The organism is Streptomyces siamensis, assembly GCF_039543605.1.
GTDB lineage: Bacteria > Actinomycetota > Actinomycetes > Streptomycetales > Streptomycetaceae > Streptomyces > Streptomyces siamensis.
Window position 1 is genome coordinate 327,306 of the sequence record NZ_BAABKB010000016.1, and the last position, 17,989, is coordinate 345,294.

16 protein-coding genes are annotated in these 17,989 nt (G+C 67.8%); 9 read left to right on the forward strand and 7 right to left on the reverse strand.

Annotation, left to right across the window (positions count from 1 at the left end):
- Positions 1-589: 589 nt before the first annotated feature.
- Positions 590-1,174 (reverse strand): TetR/AcrR family transcriptional regulator, encoded by a 585-nt coding sequence (locus ABEB03_RS22050; RefSeq protein ID WP_345651888.1) that lies wholly within the window; start codon positions 1,172-1,174, stop codon positions 590-592.
- A 1,186-nt stretch (positions 1,175-2,360) separates the two neighbouring features.
- On the opposite strand from ABEB03_RS22050, the gene ABEB03_RS22055 reads away from it, so the two are divergent.
- Entirely contained in the window at positions 2,361-3,284 is a 924-nt protein-coding gene (locus tag ABEB03_RS22055) for an AraC family transcriptional regulator (RefSeq protein WP_345651891.1), read from the forward strand.
- Between the two features lie 147 nt (positions 3,285-3,431).
- Here the strand turns inward: ABEB03_RS22055 and ABEB03_RS22060 are convergent, their stop codons facing one another.
- Entirely contained in the window at positions 3,432-4,538 is a 1,107-nt protein-coding gene (locus tag ABEB03_RS22060) for a Gfo/Idh/MocA family protein (RefSeq protein ID WP_345651894.1), read from the reverse strand.
- Between the two features lie 281 nt (positions 4,539-4,819).
- On the opposite strand from ABEB03_RS22060, the gene ABEB03_RS22065 reads away from it, so the two are divergent.
- The 3 genes from ABEB03_RS22065 (at position 4,820) to ABEB03_RS22075 (ending at position 7,576) form a co-directional block, all read left to right on the forward strand.
- Positions 4,820-5,125: a winged helix-turn-helix transcriptional regulator gene (locus tag ABEB03_RS22065; protein WP_345652689.1), complete on the forward strand. Its 306-nt coding sequence runs from the start codon at positions 4,820-4,822 to the stop codon at positions 5,123-5,125.
- Positions 5,126-5,470: 345 nt separating this feature from the next.
- Positions 5,471-6,529, forward strand: coding sequence for an NADPH:quinone oxidoreductase family protein (locus ABEB03_RS22070; protein WP_345651897.1), 1,059 nt, complete (start codon positions 5,471-5,473; stop codon positions 6,527-6,529).
- Between the two features lie 354 nt (positions 6,530-6,883).
- On the forward strand, positions 6,884-7,576 hold the full coding sequence (locus ABEB03_RS22075; RefSeq protein ID WP_345651900.1) for an alpha/beta fold hydrolase: 693 nt from the start codon (positions 6,884-6,886) through the stop codon (positions 7,574-7,576).
- A gap of 223 nt (positions 7,577-7,799) precedes the next feature.
- On the opposite strand, the gene ABEB03_RS22080 is transcribed toward ABEB03_RS22075, so the two are convergent.
- Complete coding sequence (locus tag ABEB03_RS22080) at positions 7,800-8,081, reverse strand: hypothetical protein (protein WP_345651903.1); 282 nt, start codon at positions 8,079-8,081, stop codon at positions 7,800-7,802.
- Between the two features lie 161 nt (positions 8,082-8,242).
- Positions 8,243-8,746: an RICIN domain-containing protein gene (locus tag ABEB03_RS22085; protein ID WP_345651906.1), complete on the reverse strand. Its 504-nt coding sequence runs from the start codon at positions 8,744-8,746 to the stop codon at positions 8,243-8,245.
- 389 nt (positions 8,747-9,135) lie between these two features.
- Here ABEB03_RS22085 and ABEB03_RS22090 point away from each other — a divergent pair, with 389 nt between their 5' ends.
- Complete coding sequence (locus ABEB03_RS22090) at positions 9,136-9,570, forward strand: hypothetical protein (protein WP_345651909.1); 435 nt, start codon at positions 9,136-9,138, stop codon at positions 9,568-9,570.
- A gap of 365 nt (positions 9,571-9,935) precedes the next feature.
- On the opposite strand, the gene ABEB03_RS22095 is transcribed toward ABEB03_RS22090, so the two are convergent.
- Complete coding sequence (locus tag ABEB03_RS22095) at positions 9,936-11,366, reverse strand: selenium-binding protein SBP56-related protein (RefSeq protein ID WP_345651912.1); 1,431 nt, start codon at positions 11,364-11,366, stop codon at positions 9,936-9,938.
- 159 nt (positions 11,367-11,525) lie between these two features.
- On the opposite strand from ABEB03_RS22095, the gene ABEB03_RS22100 reads away from it, so the two are divergent.
- Positions 11,526-12,734: an RNA-guided endonuclease InsQ/TnpB family protein gene (locus tag ABEB03_RS22100; RefSeq protein WP_345651915.1), complete on the forward strand. Its 1,209-nt coding sequence runs from the start codon at positions 11,526-11,528 to the stop codon at positions 12,732-12,734.
- A 406-nt stretch (positions 12,735-13,140) separates the two neighbouring features.
- On the opposite strand, the gene ABEB03_RS22105 is transcribed toward ABEB03_RS22100, so the two are convergent.
- Together ABEB03_RS22105 and ABEB03_RS22110 are read right to left on the reverse strand one after the other, a co-directional pair.
- Entirely contained in the window at positions 13,141-14,043 is a 903-nt protein-coding gene (locus ABEB03_RS22105; protein WP_345651918.1) for a LysR family transcriptional regulator, read from the reverse strand.
- A 173-nt stretch (positions 14,044-14,216) separates the two neighbouring features.
- Entirely contained in the window at positions 14,217-15,074 is an 858-nt protein-coding gene (locus ABEB03_RS22110; RefSeq protein WP_345651922.1) for an NAD-dependent epimerase/dehydratase family protein, read from the reverse strand.
- Between the two features lie 382 nt (positions 15,075-15,456).
- On the opposite strand from ABEB03_RS22110, the gene ABEB03_RS22115 reads away from it, so the two are divergent.
- The 3 genes from ABEB03_RS22115 to ABEB03_RS22125 all read left to right on the forward strand — a co-directional run bounded on the left by ABEB03_RS22115 (position 15,457) and on the right by ABEB03_RS22125 (position 17,336).
- Positions 15,457-15,642: a hypothetical protein gene (locus ABEB03_RS22115; RefSeq protein ID WP_345651927.1), complete on the forward strand. Its 186-nt coding sequence runs from the start codon at positions 15,457-15,459 to the stop codon at positions 15,640-15,642.
- Between the two features lie 348 nt (positions 15,643-15,990).
- Positions 15,991-16,665 (forward strand): hypothetical protein, encoded by a 675-nt coding sequence (locus ABEB03_RS22120; RefSeq protein WP_345651931.1) that lies wholly within the window; start codon positions 15,991-15,993, stop codon positions 16,663-16,665.
- Positions 16,666-17,093: 428 nt separating this feature from the next.
- On the forward strand, positions 17,094-17,336 hold the full coding sequence (locus ABEB03_RS22125; RefSeq protein ID WP_345651934.1) for a DUF5302 domain-containing protein: 243 nt from the start codon (positions 17,094-17,096) through the stop codon (positions 17,334-17,336).
- Positions 17,337-17,989 lie beyond the last annotated feature (653 nt).

The window sequence follows — 17,989 nt, forward strand, 5'->3', positions numbered from 1 at the left end:
TCCGGCATGGCCGCCGGCCCCCTTAATCGGACAGACTAGTTCGTTCGATTAGGGGAGGCAAGTGAGCTCTGGCCACGGCCCTCATCGGCCGGTGAATGACGTGGACGATGGCTGCGACATGCGCAGAGAGGGCTCGCCAGGTGCAGCTGTGGACCCGCGGGCCGTTCCGGGCAGGCGTTCGCGGTCCAGGGCGCTGCGGGGAACGGCCTCTTCGGAGGACCTGTGCTCGCGGGGCGGTCGAGGCGCGGCCGGGCGGAGCGAGGGGATCGGTCCGCGCCCACGGGCGGAGAGAGGCAATCGCCCCGCCCTCCTTGGAGGTCAGGCAGAGAGAAGCGATCGCCCCGCGCCCTTGTGTGAGGTCGGGCGCGCCTGGCGCCTTCGGTGCAACGCAACCGGGCTGTGGTGCACTGCGACCGTGCGGGCGGCGCTCGGGTGCCGGTTCGGCTCCCTGTCAAGGTGTCCGTGACGCGCGGCCGTTGGGCGGCCTGGTCTGGAACGTGTGCGCCCCCCCCTGACCAGGACCTTCGACCTGCAGTCCGAGCGAGGGCCGTCGGTCACCGCGATCGCGGGCCGAGCGGACGCGAAGTGATCAGACGGTTGCCGCGACGTGCGCGGCCACCAGCAGCTTCGCCGCCGTCTTGGCCTCGGCCACGACGGCTCGGTCCTGCAGCAGCCGACCCGATGTCAGAGCGCCATCGATGAGGAGGCCGATGTGCCGGGCCAGACTCGCGGCGTCTGCGGCTCCGGCGCGTGCCGCGAGCTCCGTCAGCCAGTCCTGCCGGTGCACCGAGTGCTCTTCGGTCACGGCATGCGCCTCCGAACCGGCTTCGGCCTCCACTGCCGCGCTCACGAACGGGCAACCGAAGAAGCCGTGGCGGTCGAAGGCGTCGGTGAGTGCGTCGAACAGACCCACCAGCTGCTCGCGCGGATCGTCTCCCGCACGTTCGGCCGCCGCGGACAGCTGTGCCAGCCATGAGGCGTCGGTCCTGCGGAGATACTCCGCCACCAGCTGTTCCTTGGTCCGGAAGTGCGCGTAGAGGGTGGACTTCGCGACCCCGGACACCTCGATGACCTGATCGATGCCCACACCGCGAAGGCCATGGGTGTAGAACAGGTCCGCCGCAGCCGCGAGGATCCTCTCCTCGGACTTCGTCTTGCGGATCTTGGTTGCCATGATCGGTCCTCCCTAATCAGACAGACTAGTCCGTCTCTGATCGAGGAGGCAATCACGGTCCGGTCGATGTGCGCGCAAGGCGTGGTCGGCGGGGAGCCGCCGCAGCCACCGCCTTGCGACGTGCCGGGCCCGGCATGGAGAACACCCCGCTCGGCGCCGTGTGCTCGAGCGGGGCGTGCATCCGTCCTCGGGGGGCAGTGTCAGCCCTCGAGGCCGATGCGGACGGCCGGTCCGGCGAGGATCACTCCGGTTACGCCGTCGATGTAACGGCACGCGCGGCGGTATCCCGCAGTGATCTTGGGTAGGGAGAAAACCCGGGCGAGTACGGCCGAGAACCAGGCCGCTGCCACGACCGACAGGGGACCGGTCACCTTGGCCGCGAAGGCGCGTTGCACAGCCTCGAGTTCCAGCTCGGCGAGCGGGCCGGTGGCTGCTATGGAGGCGGTGGACCAGGTGGTCGAAGGCGCCGGCTCGTTTGGAGAGTCCGGCGATCGAGTCCTCGTCGGTGATGTCCAACGGGACGACTTCCGGTGTCCCGGCCAGACACTCCGCCGTGCGCTCCACCTTCCGGGGGTCAGGACCGGCAAGGACCGATTCGGCGCCGGCCGTGGACGTCACCTCGGCTAGTTTCCGTCCGGTGTGGGAATCAGCTCCGATGATGACCAGGCGCTTTCCTTCGAGCCCTGTGAGAGCGGACGGGACGGACATGGCGGAGCTCCTTCGAAGGGATGCCGAAACCGTCACCGACACCAGCGGCGCCCAGCCACACCTTTGCATTCCACGCACTCGATCTTCATGACTCGCGGTGCCGGCGGAGGCCGTCAGGAAATCCCCACAGAACCACCAGTCCGTCCGCCGATGAGTCACTCGAGAGCCCTGGAAGACGCCAGTGAGGTCGTTGTGTGGCTTTCCATTCGGTGATCTAGGACGATGGCGCACGCATCGAGGAGCCCCGCGCATTGCGCGGATGAACACTCCTCGTAAGAATTCGAGCAGTATCCTTTTGGGCTGTGTTTTCTGTCGGCCCTTCGCGCCGACCGGGTCCCTTCGGTCGCGAGGCAGCCTGTTCACACATCCTGCCTCGGATCATCGGGACTCGCTACTGGCCTGTCCTGTTTCATCCTCACCGTTCACCCGGTTCGCAGTCTCGCCGACGAGGCGCTGCCGCACTCTGATAAGGGAGCCGATGGATCCCCTCAACGATGTTCTTGCCCTTCTGGACATGCGCAGCGCGAATTTCGCTCGACTGGAAGCAGCTGGCGCATGGGCGATTTCCTTCGCCGGATACCAGCACATCAAGCTGGGCGCCGTCCTCGAAGGTGAGTGCTGGGTGGAGACCGAAGGCGCCCCGCCCATCCGGGCTGTGGCGGGCGACTGCTATCTACTGGGCAACGGCCGCCCGTATCGGCTCTCCAGCGATCCCACGGTCCCCGCTCAGCCCAGCAGTGAGGTCTTCATGGGCTTCATCGAGGGTGACAGCGTCAGTGTCGGGACGTCAGGCAGCCCACCGGACGGGGTCGTTGTGGGCTGCGGGTTCCACCTCGACACCGCCAACGCGGCGGTCCTTCTCGACGTGCTGCCGCCACTCGTGCACGTTCCTGCGGACACGGGCGAGGCCGGTGCCATCCGTTCCGCACTGGACATGTTGCGCCAGGAGACAGCCAACCCAGGGATCGGCAGCGCCCTGATCGTCGAGCGGCTGGCGCACATCGTCCTTGTGCAGGTGCTCCGCAGCTATGTCGCCGCTCAGGGTTCGAGTGGCCGGGCATGGCTCACCGCTCTGGCCGATCCAGCAGTCGGCACAGCGCTTTCCCTCATACACGAGTATCCCGCCCATCTGTGGACGGTGGCCGAACTGGCCGCAAAATCAGGCATGTCTCGATCGCACTTCGCGGCACGCTTCAGCGAACTCGTCGGCACGCCTCCCCTCGAGTACCTCGCCAACTGGCGAATCCGGTCCGCGGCACGGGAACTCCGCACCGGAAACCGCACTCTCGCCTCACTCGCGACTCAATACGGGTACCGCTCGGAGAGCGCCTTCAGTCACGCGTTCAAGCGCGTGACCGGTGTGGCTCCCGGTCGGTACCGCAAGCAGGCCCGGTTGCCCTGAGCCGTTTCGCCGGCGGCCCGTTTCGGTCGTTGCCGGCTCCCGTGTGGAGTGTGAGACTTCCCCGGAATTCTTGACGGCGGCCCTCCGAGTGAGGGCCGACGAGTGGTGTGGGCCCTCACGATTTCTGTCGGTGACAGCGAGGCGCTGTCAGCCGAGGAACGACTGACTGGCGCGCGTCTTCGACGCCCGCTTGATGGTGTCGAGCAGACGGTGCTGCACCACGGCATGATCGAAGCCTGGCACGGTTGCCCTTCCCTCACGCAGATCGGTGGCGAGAGCAGCGTAGACGTGTGCGACGTTGTGGGCCGGTCCCGTCAGGTGGCGGGGCACTCCGTCGAAGTAGCGGTCCGGGATGTCGATCGGTGCGATCCCGGCATCGCTGCCGCGCCCGCCCTCCAGGACCAGGTCGATCACCTGCAGGTTTCCGTTGATGCCGGCGGCCGTCAGCACGAGATCGCCTTCAGTGCCGTTGATCTCCCAGCGCAGGTTGTCGCCGCGTGAATGGGCTCCCCGGTAGAAGACCGAGGCGGCGGCGCCGTTGCGCAGCGTGCCGGTGACGGACACCTGGTCGGGTGCGGTGACCGGAATCGTGATCCCCTCGTCCATGAGACGGACCTGTGTACGGCCACGGACCAGGTGCGCGGACACCTCGTCGAACTCCCCGACGGCGGAGGTCAGCGCGTCCAGGGCATGCATGACGGGCACCTCGAGAGTGGCCGCGCCGCTGGCGTCGTCGAAGATGTAGGCGTGCGAGCGGTCGGTCTCTGCGCCCCAGGCCACGCCCGAGCCGACAAGCGTCGTGCTCAGCACCTTGCCCACGTATCCGTCGGCGATCAGGTCGGCGGCGTGACGGACGGATGGAGCGAAACGCCCCTGCAGGCCGATGGCGGTACGGACCCCCGCGGCATGCGCCAGAGCCGCGAGGCCGACGGCCTCCTCACGGTCGGCGCCGAGCGGCCACTCGCTGTAGACGGCCTTGCCGGCCTCCAGAGCGGCCGACACCAGCGCGTGGTGGTGTCTGACCTTCACCGCGACGACCACCAGGTCCACGTCAGGGCGGGAGATCAGGTCGTGATGGTTGTCGTACGCTCCAGGGACGCCGAACTTCTTGGCTGCCGCCTCGGCGGACTCAGGCCGGGTCGTGCTGATCGCACGAAGTTCGTAGTCGGGCAAGGCATCAAGAGCGGGCACATGGCCCGTCGCCGCCCAGCTGTTGAGGCTGGCTCCGATGATGCCGACGCCGATCTCTGCCATGGTTCTCCTCGTGCAGTGGGGCAGTACGCCACGCGCCTCCGATGCTCGTGCAGAGCTCATACAGTGGGGGAGAGGCGCAAGTGATTCACCTGTCGTTCCGTGCAGGCAGCACCGAGCGTCACACGGGGGACGAAGTTGAACAAGAAGGCACTTTCGGGTGCCCAGGTACCCCGGAGGGAACTATGGCAGTGACCGCCGCAGGGGAGTCCCGTGTCCCCGGGGCTGGAACGCCCGACTGCCGAGAGGATTCCCGTCCCCTCATCCGGAGCGTCCTGGAACGGATCGGCGACAAGTGGAGCGTCTCCGTGGTGTGCCAGCTGGGTGAATCGACCTACCGCTTCAACGAGTTGCGGCGGCTGGTCAATCCCATCACCCAGAGGATGCTCAGTGTGACGCTTCGGGCACTGGAGCGTGACGGGCTGGTGAGCCGGACGGTGCACCCCACGATGCCGCCGCGGGTCGACTACGCACTGACCGGCCGCGGACTGTCGCTGCTGGATGTGCTCCGTGACCTTGCGGGGTGGGCCGATGCCCACGCAGAAGAGATCGGGTCCTCGCGCGCCGAGTTCGACGCGCAGGCCCAGTGATCTGCTGTCGCGTCTGCTCACGCTGACCGGCGCCGGCGGCGTCGGACAGCGCTCGACTGCCCCCCCCAAGGTGCGACGTCACGTCGGCCGACGGCGACCCCTTCGTACGGGCCTGCCTTTCGTACGAGTCCGCATAGTGAGCAGGGACCTGTATCGCGGTGTCACTTCGGTGATTGGTGTGAACTCGCCGTTCACTGTGACGAACGGAAATGTTGATTCCCGCAGGACCGAGACGCATGTCACCCGTGGAGAGAAAGCGGCGGAGTAAGTGGATCGCCCCGACATGCTCGGCACTCTGATCATCATGTCTGCGCGTCCAGATATTTGACTTCTTGGAAGCGATCGGTGAAGAAGGTACCGGCGTCATGTGATGCTGATGCAGGCGATAGGAATAAAGGGGATGATCGAGAAGTGTTTTCTGGTCGAGCCTGGCGTCTCGTGAAGTTCGGTGCACCGGCCGACTCCATCGAGCTCCAGCAGATGACGTGGCCCGAGCCCGTGCCGGGCCAGGTGTTGATTCGCGTGCGGACGGCGGGGGCGGGATACCCGGACGTAATGATGGCGGCAGGTCATTTCCCGCTGCTGGGAAATCCGCCCTTCGGTCTCGGTGAGGAGGCGGCGGGAGAAGTGGTCGCGGTACCGTCGGGATCACGTTTCTCCGTCGGCGATCAGGTGACCGGCATCACCGGTTTCCTCGACGGGTGGGGCGGATACGCCGAATACACGTACCTGCGCGAGGAATCCACGATCAAGATTCCGGCGCGGATGACTACCGAGCAGGCCAGCGGCTTCCCGATCGCCTTCCGCACTGCGTACGCCGGTCTCGTCGACCGCGCCCCCCTCGAAGCCGGCCAGGTGCTGCTCGTGCTCGGTGCCGCCGGCAGCAGCGGCGGAGCCGCCGTACAACTCGGCAAGGCGCTGGGGGCGACGGTGATCGCAGTCGCCGGGAGCCAGGAGAAGCTGGACTTCTGCAGACTCCATGGCGCCGACCACGGCGTGAACCATCGGACCGAGGATCTGCCCGCACGTGTCGGGGAGCTCACCGGAGGCCGCGGAGCGGATGTCATCTTCGACCCCGTCGGCGGGGCCACGGCACTCACCGCACTACAGGCGATCGCCCGCGACGGGAGGATGGTGCTCATCGGTCTTGCAAGCGGCGAGCCGGTGGCCCTGAACTCCATGGACATGCTGCTGCGCAATTACTCGGCCGTGGGTGTTCTTGCCACTCCCGGCAGTGCGGCGGAAGAGGCGTTGGTATGGGACCGCCTGGCCGACCTGGCGGACAGAGGCGCGATCAGTACACCGGTGGGTCACGTGTACGACTTCTTGGACGTGCCTGAAATGATCGCCAGGCAGCTGGCGCCGACGGCCGGCAAATCAGTCGTACGGATTACTGTGGAGTGAAATCACGCGGCGGGTTCGACGCCGGAAGCGCCGGCGTCGAATCGGCGGGGTCCTGCAGGCTCCTGGCTTTGTCGCTCGCGACGGAATTTCCACGGGTGTGACCTGAGCAACTTGATACTGGCGAAGCGCGCGACACGTCTCTAATGATCACAGGGTGGAACGTGCAAGCATAGATCTCGGATTCCTGAGCATGTCCTTCGCCGGTATGACCGTCTACTGTAAGATCCGCTGAAGGGGTGCTCCCATTGTGTCGGCGTGTCATCTGCTCCGTGACTCTTTCCGGACGACGACTGCCGCAGACCCCTTCGGGAATCCACGTATTCATCAGGAAATAATGACCCGAGGGGACGGCGCATGCCTGCTGACACGTACAGTCAGCCCACCATCCTGCTGGTTCATGGCGCCTGGCACGGTGCCTGGTGCTGGGAAAAGCTCGTCGCTGAGCTCGAGGTACGAGGATGGGACGCCGCCACGGTGGATCTTCCGAGTGCGTCGGCCGAGGCCGAGCACCCGGCAGGCATGTACGACGATGCCGAGGCGATCCGCGAGAAGCTCGCCGGGATCGACGGGCCAGTGGCAGTCGTCGCACACTCCTACGGCGGTATCCCCGCTACCGAGGCCGCCGCCAAGGCCGACAACGTTTCCCGGCTGATCTACCTGGCGGCATTCCAACTCGAGGAGGGCGACTCGCTGGCTGGCCAGTCGGGCGGAGCCCTTCCGGCCGGGGAGACCGGCGCGTTGCCCCCGAACCCCGAGCACCGTGAGTACTTCTACAACGGGGTGACGGACGAGGACGCCGTCTGGGCGGCGGAACGGCTGGTGCCGCAGAGCATCAAGTCCTTCAGCGAGCCGCTGACTGCCACGGCCTGGAAGGATGTGGAGTCGCGGTACATCGTCTGCGAGCTGGACAACGCGCTTCCACTGCAGTTTCAGCAAGGACTGGCGGCTCGCTCCGGCAAGTCCTACCAGCTTCCGTCGGGGCACTCGGCGTTCCTGTCGATGCCGGCCGAGCTGGCCGAGGTGATCGCCGTCGCGGTCCTGGACTGAGCCGGGTCCTCGCGGCTGACCCTCCGGCCCGGCGCAGCCCGCACGCGACTGATCCGATGCGCCGCGGTGGCCCGAGCTTCGCCGGATTTCTGCACGGACAGGTCAGGCCCCGGTTCTCGAACCGGGGCCCTTCCGCGAACTGTTTCCAAGTGGCCTGAGCCGGTCGGGCGTGAGGACGGCGTCCTGCCCCAGCTGCCGATGAGCGTGCCAACCGCCTCAGGTCTCAGGCGATCCTTGTGATGCGCAGTGCGGCCGGGGCCCGGCCGGAGACATGAATGTCGATGTCCACCGACAGGTCTCCCTTGGCGGCCGGATATACCACGACCGACTCCCCGTGACGTACCGGTGACGACAGCCGGGGTGTCCTGCCGCCGGAGGGTGGTCCGCTGAACGACTCCACGACCACCATGTCGCGCCCCACGTTCTTGGTGGCGGGGCAGCGGCCCAGGTGCCCGGAGGGGCAGTTGTACCGTACGTCGTCGATGCCCAGGTACTCGCAGGACACTTCCGTGCCGAAGGTGACGGTCGAGCGACGCGTCCGGTATCGGTCCCGGACCCGCACGAAGGCTGAGGGATGTCCCGCGGCTCATCGGCCGCGGTGCCGTCTTCCGCCTCCGCGCCCCGGAGGCCACCATACCGTCGCTCTCGCGGTGAGGTATCGGTCGTTCAACCGATGGTCCACCGCTGGGTGCGCGCGTTGCGGTCACATACCGTCGTCCTGTAGAGGCCGCCGGAGGTCTCGTAGAGGCAGAGGCGGGTCGCTGTGTTGCGGAGCATGACGGCACTCGTCGGCGCGGGTTGGATGACCTGCCAGAGCTGGTTGTTCCCGCCGTTACACCCGTTGGCGTAGACGTCCCCTGCCGAGTTGCTGTCGAGGCAGTGGTCCCATGCGTAGTTCTGGAGTGTCGAGGACGTGTTGGTGGTGCCGGTCCACCGCCAGTACAGGTCCGAGTAGCCGATCCCGCAGTCCTGGGACCACAAGTTGTAGAAGGAGTTCTCCTCGATGCACCGCTTGTACTCGTAGTTCGCGAACCGGTCGAGGCTGGTCGCTGCTGCGGTCTCAGCGGCGGTCGCCGTGCCCGGCATCGCGAGGGTCAGCGGCGTGGCGAGCAGCACGGCCGACCCGATGGCCGACATGGCGCGCCTGATTCCTGTGCCGAGAGTCGACATGATCGATTCCTCTCAACTGTCGTCTGGCTTCCCTGAGTTGGCACCGGCACATGGTGGCAGACGATCGCAGTGATCGGGACCGGGACTGTCCATTCCGATGCAAGCGGGCCCGCTCCTCCCGGCGTGGGCGGACAGGGCCGTGGTCCGTGGTCCGTGGAAACAGTGGGGGCGAGTATGCGGGTCTCGGAGGCCGCGGTCGCGGCAGTCGAGGTTCGGGCGGCGAAGTCGTCGTGCTGCTGAGCGGTACTGTTCCGGATCCGGCCAGGGCGTCGACCTCTCGCGGGGTTGACCCCGGCGGCCGGGCCGCCCGGGCGTGCCGCCGATATCCTGGGACGGAGATCGGGGGCTTTCCTCATCCGGAAGGCAGCACGATGCGGCATCGACACCTCATGCTCCTCGCAGCCCCGCTCCTCGCCTCCTCGGTGGCCCTCGCCCCCGCCCACGGGGCGCAGGCCGGAACCGCCGGGACGAGCGGGGGCAAGCAGGCGGTGAAGGTCACCAAGGTCGAAGTGGTCACCCTGCTGAAGTCGGGGGAGACCGTCAAGTGCAACGGCACTCCCGTGGCCATGGCCTTCGACGGAAAGATCACGGCGAGCGGGCCGGGCAAGGTCCCCTTCTACTGGACCGTGAACACCAGCCGAGCCCGGGTCTCCCCGGGATCGTTCACCTTCGGCATGGGCACCTCCACGAAGGTCGTCCTTCAGGTCGTGGACGTGCCGGCTCCCAAGAACGCGAAGGCGGTGACCGGGTACGTCACGCTCCACCTGCCGGACCAGAAGAAGAGCGTCCGCAGCGCGCAGGTGACCTTCCCCTGCAAGAAGTGAGCCCTGCTCCTTCTTGCGCTTGAGTGACAGCTTCGGCAGGCCCGCCGGAGCACGGCGGCGGGTGACGACAGTCTGCGGGCACTTGCTCTGACCGTCCGGGGACGGCAGCGTCGCCTCCGTCACGGGTCCACGGGCATGTCCAGCACGCCGCCGGGGCTCGTCAGAAGTGTCCCCGGACAGGCGAATCGGCCGGCCAGCTCCTCGGCCGCTCCCGCGGTGGACTCACCACGTTCTGGTGCGTGAAGCAGATTTCTGCCGGACCGGCTAAGCGAGTCGACGCTCTCAGGCGCGCAGAGGGCGTGCAGCAGCGGGAGTTCAGGGATTCCTGCCGAGCCGGTCAGCCGGTGGCGACAGGGCGCAGGTGGTCAGCGGCGGTAGCAGTACGAATCCGAGGAGGCGTCGCCGCCTTGCAGGCGCGTTTGGTGTACGCGCAAGCCCAGGAAATCGGGGGTGTTGGGGAAGAACCGGCTGTCGACGCCGAGTCCGCCGTTCACGGTGTCGGCGTCGAGTTTGACCATCCACGGGTCGATGCCCGCGGGATAGATCTGTGCGTCCCAGGCGGCGTACAGGGAGTTCGTCAGGTACACGCGCTGCCCGTCGCGGCTCAGCTCGACCATCTGTGCTCCGCCGGTCAATGGAGTGTCCGGCCGGGCGGGATGCGGTTGTCCGCCGACGACCCCACCCAGACGCACGGAGGCGGTCTGCCGTGGGTGGAACGGATCGCTCACGTCGTACTGGAGCAGATCGCCGGTGCCCCACGCGGATACGTACAGCCACTGGTCGTCCACCGACAGGTCGATGTCGGTGATCAACGGGGGCACGGCGCCGAACGGCTGCAGCGCCGGGGGCAGGTCCTGCGCCGGTGCGGGTTCGGCGGGGATGGTGACCACCTTGCGGACCACGAAGTCCTCGCCCTCACGGTTCCACAGCCACACCGACGCCGAGAGGTCCTCCACGCTGACCACGGTGCCTGTGAAGCCCCACGTCGCCTCGGGGTCGTGCGCGGGACGCAGTTCCAGCACCATTTGGTTCTCGTCCCCCAGATCGACACGCTGCAGGTGCCGGCCGGAGTCCAGCTCCCAGAAGTGCAGCGAGTGGCCGTACTTGCGCCCCAGCAGCAGTTCGGGAACGAGGCCGTCCTCGACCATCGAGGGGGTCCCCCACTCGCTGGTCACGGCGATGTTCTGGCGCAGATGCCACCAGACGTCGTAGGCGAGCCGCTGCGGTCCGCGGTCGCTCTCCCAGGCGCGGAGCACGTCGAAGGTTTCGTGGTCCAGCAGCGCGACCCCGCCGGGCCCGTCGGCACCGTCCGCGCCGCCCAGGCAGGACATGAAGACCCCGTCGGGGCCGCAGTGGATGGTGTGGGGACGCGAATATCCGGCCTTGGCCGCCAGCTCCTCGGGCTCTATGACCTTGACGAGGCGGGGGTGGGCGGGGTCGGGGGTGGTGTCGAGGACGTGCAGCCGGGAGGAGCGAAGTCCCGGGACGATGAGGTAGCGCCGCGTAGCGTATTGATGACCGGCATGCGCCAGCGCGCTCGAGCAGGCGTTCCAGCCGAAGTGGTGCAGCTCGTTGCCCAGGCCGGGCAGCTCGGCGTGGGAGATCACGCGGCCGTACTCGGGGGATTCCGGGTCGGCGCCGACGGTGAACAACGCGTCCGCGCGCTGTGCGGTCGGGTCGAAACCGACGACGTAGGCGAGTTTCTCCGGGGGCGCGGAGACGGCGTCCGCCGGAGTGCGGTACAAGGTGGGGTCACTCTGGTCGTTGCGGTCGTGAGCGTGCTCGGTCGTCGTCATCGGGATTTCCTCCGTGGATACCCCGGCCTCCAGGCCGGCTGGGAAACGGACTCCTGAGGAGCAGGGCAGGGAGAGCCACGTCGCCGGCAGGATGATTCGACGTTCGCGGGCAGCCAACCAACACCCGTTGCTCACACAGAAATTGATAGATTGGGGTGCGTGGCGCAGCAGGTGAAGCGGGCGTTCAAGTACCGCTTCTATCCGACGGACGGGCAGGCGGCGGAGCTGTCGCGGACGTTCGGCTGTGTCCGTCTGGTCTACAACCGGGCGCTGGAGGAACGCAGCCGCGCCTGGAACGTCGAGCAGCGTCGCGTTTCCTACGTGCAGTCTTCCGCCGCGCTGACGGAGTGGAAAAAAAGCGAGGAACTTGCCTTCCTGAACGAGGTGTCCTGCGTCCCGTTGCAACAGGCGTTGCGCCACCTTCAGACGGCGTTCGGGAACTTCTTCGCCAAGCGGGCCCAGTACCCGCGGTTCAAGACGAGGAAAAAGTCCCGGGCGAGCGCGGAGTACACCCGCTCCGCCTTCAAGTGGCGTGACGGGCGCCTGACGTTGGCGAAGATGACTACGCCACTCGACATCCGCTGGTCGCGCCCGCTCCCAGTGGGGGCGGAGCCGTCCACGGTGACTGTCTCCCGCGATGCGGCGGGGCGCTGGTTCGTGTCCCTGCTCTGCGAGGACACCATGGCTCCCGCGCCAGCCACGGATGCGGCGGTCGGTGTCGACGCCGGGATCACGTCGCTTTTGACCCTGTCCACCGGGGAGAAGATCACCAACCCCCGGCACGAGCGCCGCGACCGGAGCCGGCTCGCGAAGGCTCAGCGGGAGTTGTCCCGCAAGGCCAAGGGCTCGAACAATCGGGACAAGGCCCGCCGGAAGGTCGCCAAGGTTCACGCTCGGATCGCCGACCGCCGTCGGGACTTCCTGCACCAACTCACCACTCGTCTCGTCCGTGAGAATCAAACGGTCGTGATTGAGGACCTCGCCGTCCGTAACCTGCTGAAGAACCGCACCCTGGCGCGCGCCGTATCGGACGCTTCGTGGACGGAACTGCGCTCCATGTTGGAGTACAAGTGCGCCTGGTACGGCCGCGAACTCGTGGTGATCGACCGCTGGTTCCCGTCCAGCAAGATGTGCGGGGCCTGCGGCACGGTCCGCGAGAAGCTGCCTCTGAACGTCCGCGAGTGGACGTGTGACTGCGGCACCGTGCATGACCGCGATGTGAACGCGGCACGCAACATCCTGGCCGCCGGGCTGGCGGCGACTGCCTGTGGAGACGGTGTAAGACCTCAACGGGACTCCTCCCGGACGGGGCAGTCGTCGGCGAAGCAGGAACCCCAGCGGGCGACCGCTGGAATCCCCCTCCTTTAGGCGGGGGAGGAAGCCAAGGCTGTTCCTTGCTCTCGCTCCGCCCTCGCTCGCCCGGCGCCGCGCGCCCTCCCGCCGTCCAGACCGAACGAACGCCGAACGGGAGCGTGGATCCGCGCGGCTCCCGACAGTCAGCCGGGCTCACTCGTTCGTGATCGATGTGTAGACGCGGACGGATGTGCCACTAAAGCAAGCGTTTCACGGCTCCGGTGACCTGCCAAGGCGGCAGGGCGGGCAGCGGACTGCACAGCGTGCGGCTCGTCTGCGGCACACCCGAGAGTGCGGGCGCCCAGCGGACACCGGGCCTTGGAGACCGTAGCCCCGCGTGCACGGGCGTGATCTGCCGCTCCCGCCTGGCAGACGGGGCATTCCGAGGCGTGGGAGGTCTCCAGGTCCTGCAGCAGGTACCTCAGTAGTGCGTCGACGGTTGCTGTTCCTCGGTGTGGGGCCGGGCGAGGGTGTCCGCTGCTGCCTGGGCGAAATCGTGGACGAGGCGGGAGCGACGTGCTGCCGCCCACGCCAGGGCCACTTCGTTGGGGCCGATGTCATCGACGCGCAGCGCGATGACGTCCGGCCGGGTGTAGAAGGTGGCGGTGGACAGTGGAAGTACGCAGATGCCGGCCCCGGCGGCCACCAGCTCGAGTTTCTCCTCCACCTGGTGGATCACCGGAACGGCGAGGCGCCGCCCGTCCTGCAGTTCCAGGGCCACGTCGCGCCATTCAGGAACGGCGTTCGGGTCCTGCAGCAGATGTTCCGCGGCGAGCTCCTTGACGGCCACCGACGTCCTGTCGGCCAAGCGATGTCCCATGGGCACCATGACGACCCGGGGTTCGCGGAAGAGCGGGCGCAACTTGAGACCCTGCCGGTCGATGGGCAGACGCACGATGCCGATGTCGGCTCTGCCGTCCAGCAGCACAGCCACCTGGTCGTCCCAAGAGGTGCGCAGCAGACGCACATCCACGCCGGGATGGTGCGCGGTGAAGGCGACCATGGCCGGAGTGAGCGTGATGCCGGGCATGAAGCCGATGGTCAGCGACTGTGTGCCTTGCGCTGCAGATTTCACTCGACCGACAAGGGCCTGGGCCGAGGCGAGCAGGGGGACGGCGTCCTCCAGCAACTGCTCTCCCGCTGGAGTGAGGAGCGTGCCGCGGCGGCCGCGGTCGAACACTTCCGCTCCGAGGTCGTCCTCCAGACTGCGGATCTGCCGGGACAACACCGGCTGGGCGATGTGCAGTCGCTCCGCCGCCCGTCCGAAATGAAACTCCTCCGCCACTGCCACGAAATACCGGAGCTTCCGCAGATCAAGATCCACCCGGACTCACCGCTCACTTTGTCGCCACGGCATTCCTGGTCAGTCAGCCGTTCCGGAGAGCGACTGTCCTGGCCGTCCTCACAGGGGCGGCCACGCCAGCCGATCACAAACTTACCGCTCCAGCACGACAGGCCGGCAGACGGTGTGGACGGCCTGTGTGCAGACGGACTCGCTCAGCGACAGGCGAGGACGGCAAGCGGGTCGGTGTGGGTGGGGCTCCAGCCCAGTTCGGCCTGGGCGCGGGCCGGCGTGAACTGCTGATCCAGAGCGAAGGCGTCGGCGACCGGCCCCATCTGCTCGCGCGCCTGCTCCAGACTGATCGATGCGACCTTGCCCTGGATGCCCGCGGCCCGGCTGAGGGCCAGCGCGCAGTCCTTGGCCGTGGGGTTCACACCGCCCACCCCTACATACACCGCACCCGGCTTGGCCTTCAGCGCTGCGACGTACAGCTCCGCGAGGTCGTCGATGTGCACCAGGGCCCAGCGGTTCTGACCATCACCGATGTAGGGGATGGCGCCTGCCTCCTTGCCGGGGTTGGTGTAGAAGAGGTCGATGAGGCGGTTCTCGCCGCCGTACAGCAGGCCGGGCTGCACGAGGACAGGTCGGCCGGCCTGTTGCGCCCGCTGCAGAACGGCATCCTCGACCCGCTCGCGCCAGGCGACCAGGGAGGGCGGGTTCCAGGGGGCGCTCTCGTCGACCACACCTTGGGTGTCGCCATAGACCCAGGTGCCGCCCGTGTGTATGTAGGTGCCGCTCCCGATGCCGTCCTGCATGGCGGTCGCGGCCGCCAGGTCCTCGTCGCCGGTTGTGGCCTGCGCCAGGTGCACGACCGCCTCCGCGCGGGCCGCCGCGGCGTTCAGCACGCCGAGGTCTCCCAGCCCGCCGGGCACCGGCGTCCCTCCGAGAGCGCTGACGGACTCAGCAGCCCGATCGGTGCGGGCCAGGGTTTCTACGGTGTGCCCGTGCCGGACCAGCGCGCTGACGGTCGCCTTGCCGATGTATCCGGATCCGCCGGTGAGGAACACCCTCATGATCTTGGCTCCTGCCTGTCTTGCGGTGGCTTGCTCTCGCAGTGTCCGCCCGCACTCGGGGCTCCGTCCAAGACCTCATTTGTCGCCTGTGATACCCGATGGGCATCACACGTGCACCGGTACCCGCGCGACCACGTGCTCATCCACCAGGCATGGGCGGCGACGAAAAGGATCTTGAAGCTATCCGCTTTGCGGCCGTCTGCTACGAGCCCCAAGGGCAGTCGCTCGTCCTGTCTCGAGGCAAGGACGTCCGCTGCGCTGGGCGAACGGTGGAGGCGATCTTCCGGATGCGGCCCGGGAGTGTGAAACTGCTGGATCGAACGGACCGTGAACCGGTCGGTGTGCGCCCGCACGTACCGGTGGTGCCGGAGAGGATGGCTGCATGACGAGCACGAAACGACGCTACAGCCTGACGTGGACCGACCCGGACGGTGCCGCACAGGCCTCCGCCGGCCGCTACGACAGGCGCTCCGCCACACGGCGGCGGCGTGCGCTGGAAGCGGTCGGCTGCACCCGTGTCGAGATCGTCGTGGTCAAGCCCGGAGAGCTTCCCGAACTGGCGCTCTGACCTACCCCGGCCCACGCCGGCCGAGCAGTGAAGCCGAGGGGGGAACCCCGCCTTCGGGCCCGTGACCGACGTCGTTGTGCAGCGGACCGACGGGGCCGCTGCACCTCGCCCGTCGCACCGGTACGGCAACCGCATGTGACGACGCGAGCAGTGTTGTGGAATTTGCGTCGGCAAAGGAACTGAGTCGGTGCACCGGACTCAGTTGGGTGGCGTGGTCCCCCGGTGCCCCGTGTGGGGGACGCATCTCGATCGATGGTCTCCTCCACGGCCGGCACTTCGTCGAACTTGCCGCCGACATCACCGGCGGGCCCTTCCGGAGTCGTGGACGGCCGAGGTCACACTCGGGGGATGAGAGAGCTCAAGGGTGTCGATGCCGGGACGCCGCATGCACAGTTTCTGGCCGCCGAGCACTGGAGTCTGCTGGCGACGCGGAGCATGACGTGGCAGGAGATCTTCAGCCGGACCGGGACGTATCTCACGGTGCTGTCGGCCGCGGTGGTGGCGCTCTCGCTGGTGGCCAACGCCACCGGGTTCGGGTCCGGGTTCACGACGTTTGCGCTGCTGGTTCTGCCGGTCGTCCTGCTCGTCGGATTCGGGACGTACTTCCGGCTGATCGAGGCGGACATCGAGGACACCTGGCTGATCATCGGCATGAACCGGCTACGACACGCGTACGTCGAGCTCGCGCCGGAGCTCGAGCCCTACTTCATCGCGAGCCATCACGACGACCCGCCGGGAATCTGGACGACCTACAGCTTCCGCCGCCGGATCGGGGTAACGCACTGGCTGTCCGGCTCACCTGTTGTCGTCGGCGTCATCAACTCCGTGGTCACCGGCGTGCTGACCGCGGTGGTCTGCGAGGCCGCCGGCGCGGGGGACGTCCTGCGGACCGTGGTCGCCTGCGCCGCGGCCGTCCTGACCGCGGTCGTCCTCGGTTTCCTCGGACTGCGCAAGGTGCACGAGGTCTCCCGTAGTTATCAGCCGCGCTTCCCCAGCGACGAAGCGCGACGGGCGGGCAGTTGACGCGCCCTGCGTGACCCGGACGCGCCGAGCTGGACGAGGGGTGACGACGGAGGCCGGGTCCGGCCGTCGGGAGCCGGTCAGGGAGTGATCGGTCGGCGCGCCTGCGCTGTGCCGCGGCCTGAGCAACCTGCCTCCGGAGACGGGGCCGAAGCTCAGCCTGCCCGTGATCCTGGGCACGGACCTGTCAGGGTGAGTGCTGTTGCTGGGCACGCCCGATCGGTGCCACTGCGGCGCGACGTGGAGGAGGTGCGGGATCTTGACCTGGTTCTTGCGTACGGCATGCCGTAGGGGGCGTTTCGCGGCCGGATCCGGCGCCCTCGTACCTCGTCCACGCGTGCGTGCCGGCCGCGGCCGTCGGCATCCTGTGATCTTGCCGACGCCCGGCATGACAAGCTGTGCCTCCCACTGTCCGAACCCAGGAGGTCACGATGACCGCAGAGTCTGCATCACCAGAAGGTTCGGAGTCGGCTGACGCCGAGACGTCCGCCCTTGTGCCCGACAGCGACGGCCAGTACGACCTGAAACGCAAGTTCCGGGAAGCCCTGGCGCGCAAGCGCGCTGTGCAGGCGGACGCCGCTGACCTCGCTGCCAACCCCAACGCGTCGAAGATCCGTGGAGCGCACGGCCCGGCCGCGAGCCAGCGGTCGTTCCGGCGCAAGAGCGGCGGCTGAGCCGATGAGTTCTTCCGGCGTGGCCGCTGACCGGGTAGCGAAGTAGGGTCCGCGTCCCACTGCTCTGGTGCCGGTGAGAGGGGTGTGCCAATCCCAACTCACCGGCACCGGAACGTTGTCGGTCTTCCTCAGTCTGCCGTTCTCGGCCTACCCCGTGCCTTGGCCGAGCGGGTGACCTTCGCGCGTGGCCCGCGAGGGTGGCCCCTGCTGGTGTGTCCCGCACCGAGGTGCCACGGCCGACCCGGAGGCACCTGCGCTGGTACGACACCCTCCCGCAGCATGGTGGTTGAGCAGGGCCGCAATCAGGCCAAGAATGCCTGGGGGAGCAGGCTGGTGGTGGGGGAGCGGCAGCCTGGCCCTGCCGACGAGCCTCGCGGCTGCGTTCACCGGCCGAGGGCTATGCGCCCGCGGTGCCCGGCCGATGGCCGGTGAGGCGCTGACGAGACGCTCGCTGACAGATCTGTCATCGACGGCCTCGCCGAACCGACGGCCTGCCGCTATCGCAAGGACCGCCTTGATGCCGAGTCCTGGCCCAGGTCACCTGGCCCCTGCCGCGGCCACCTGGCCCGCGGCTGCTTTGCCGTCCTGATCCGCCGCCTCAAGGCTCACGAGCGTGGGAAGTGACGCGTGGCCCCGAGCGGGCCCCGATCGGG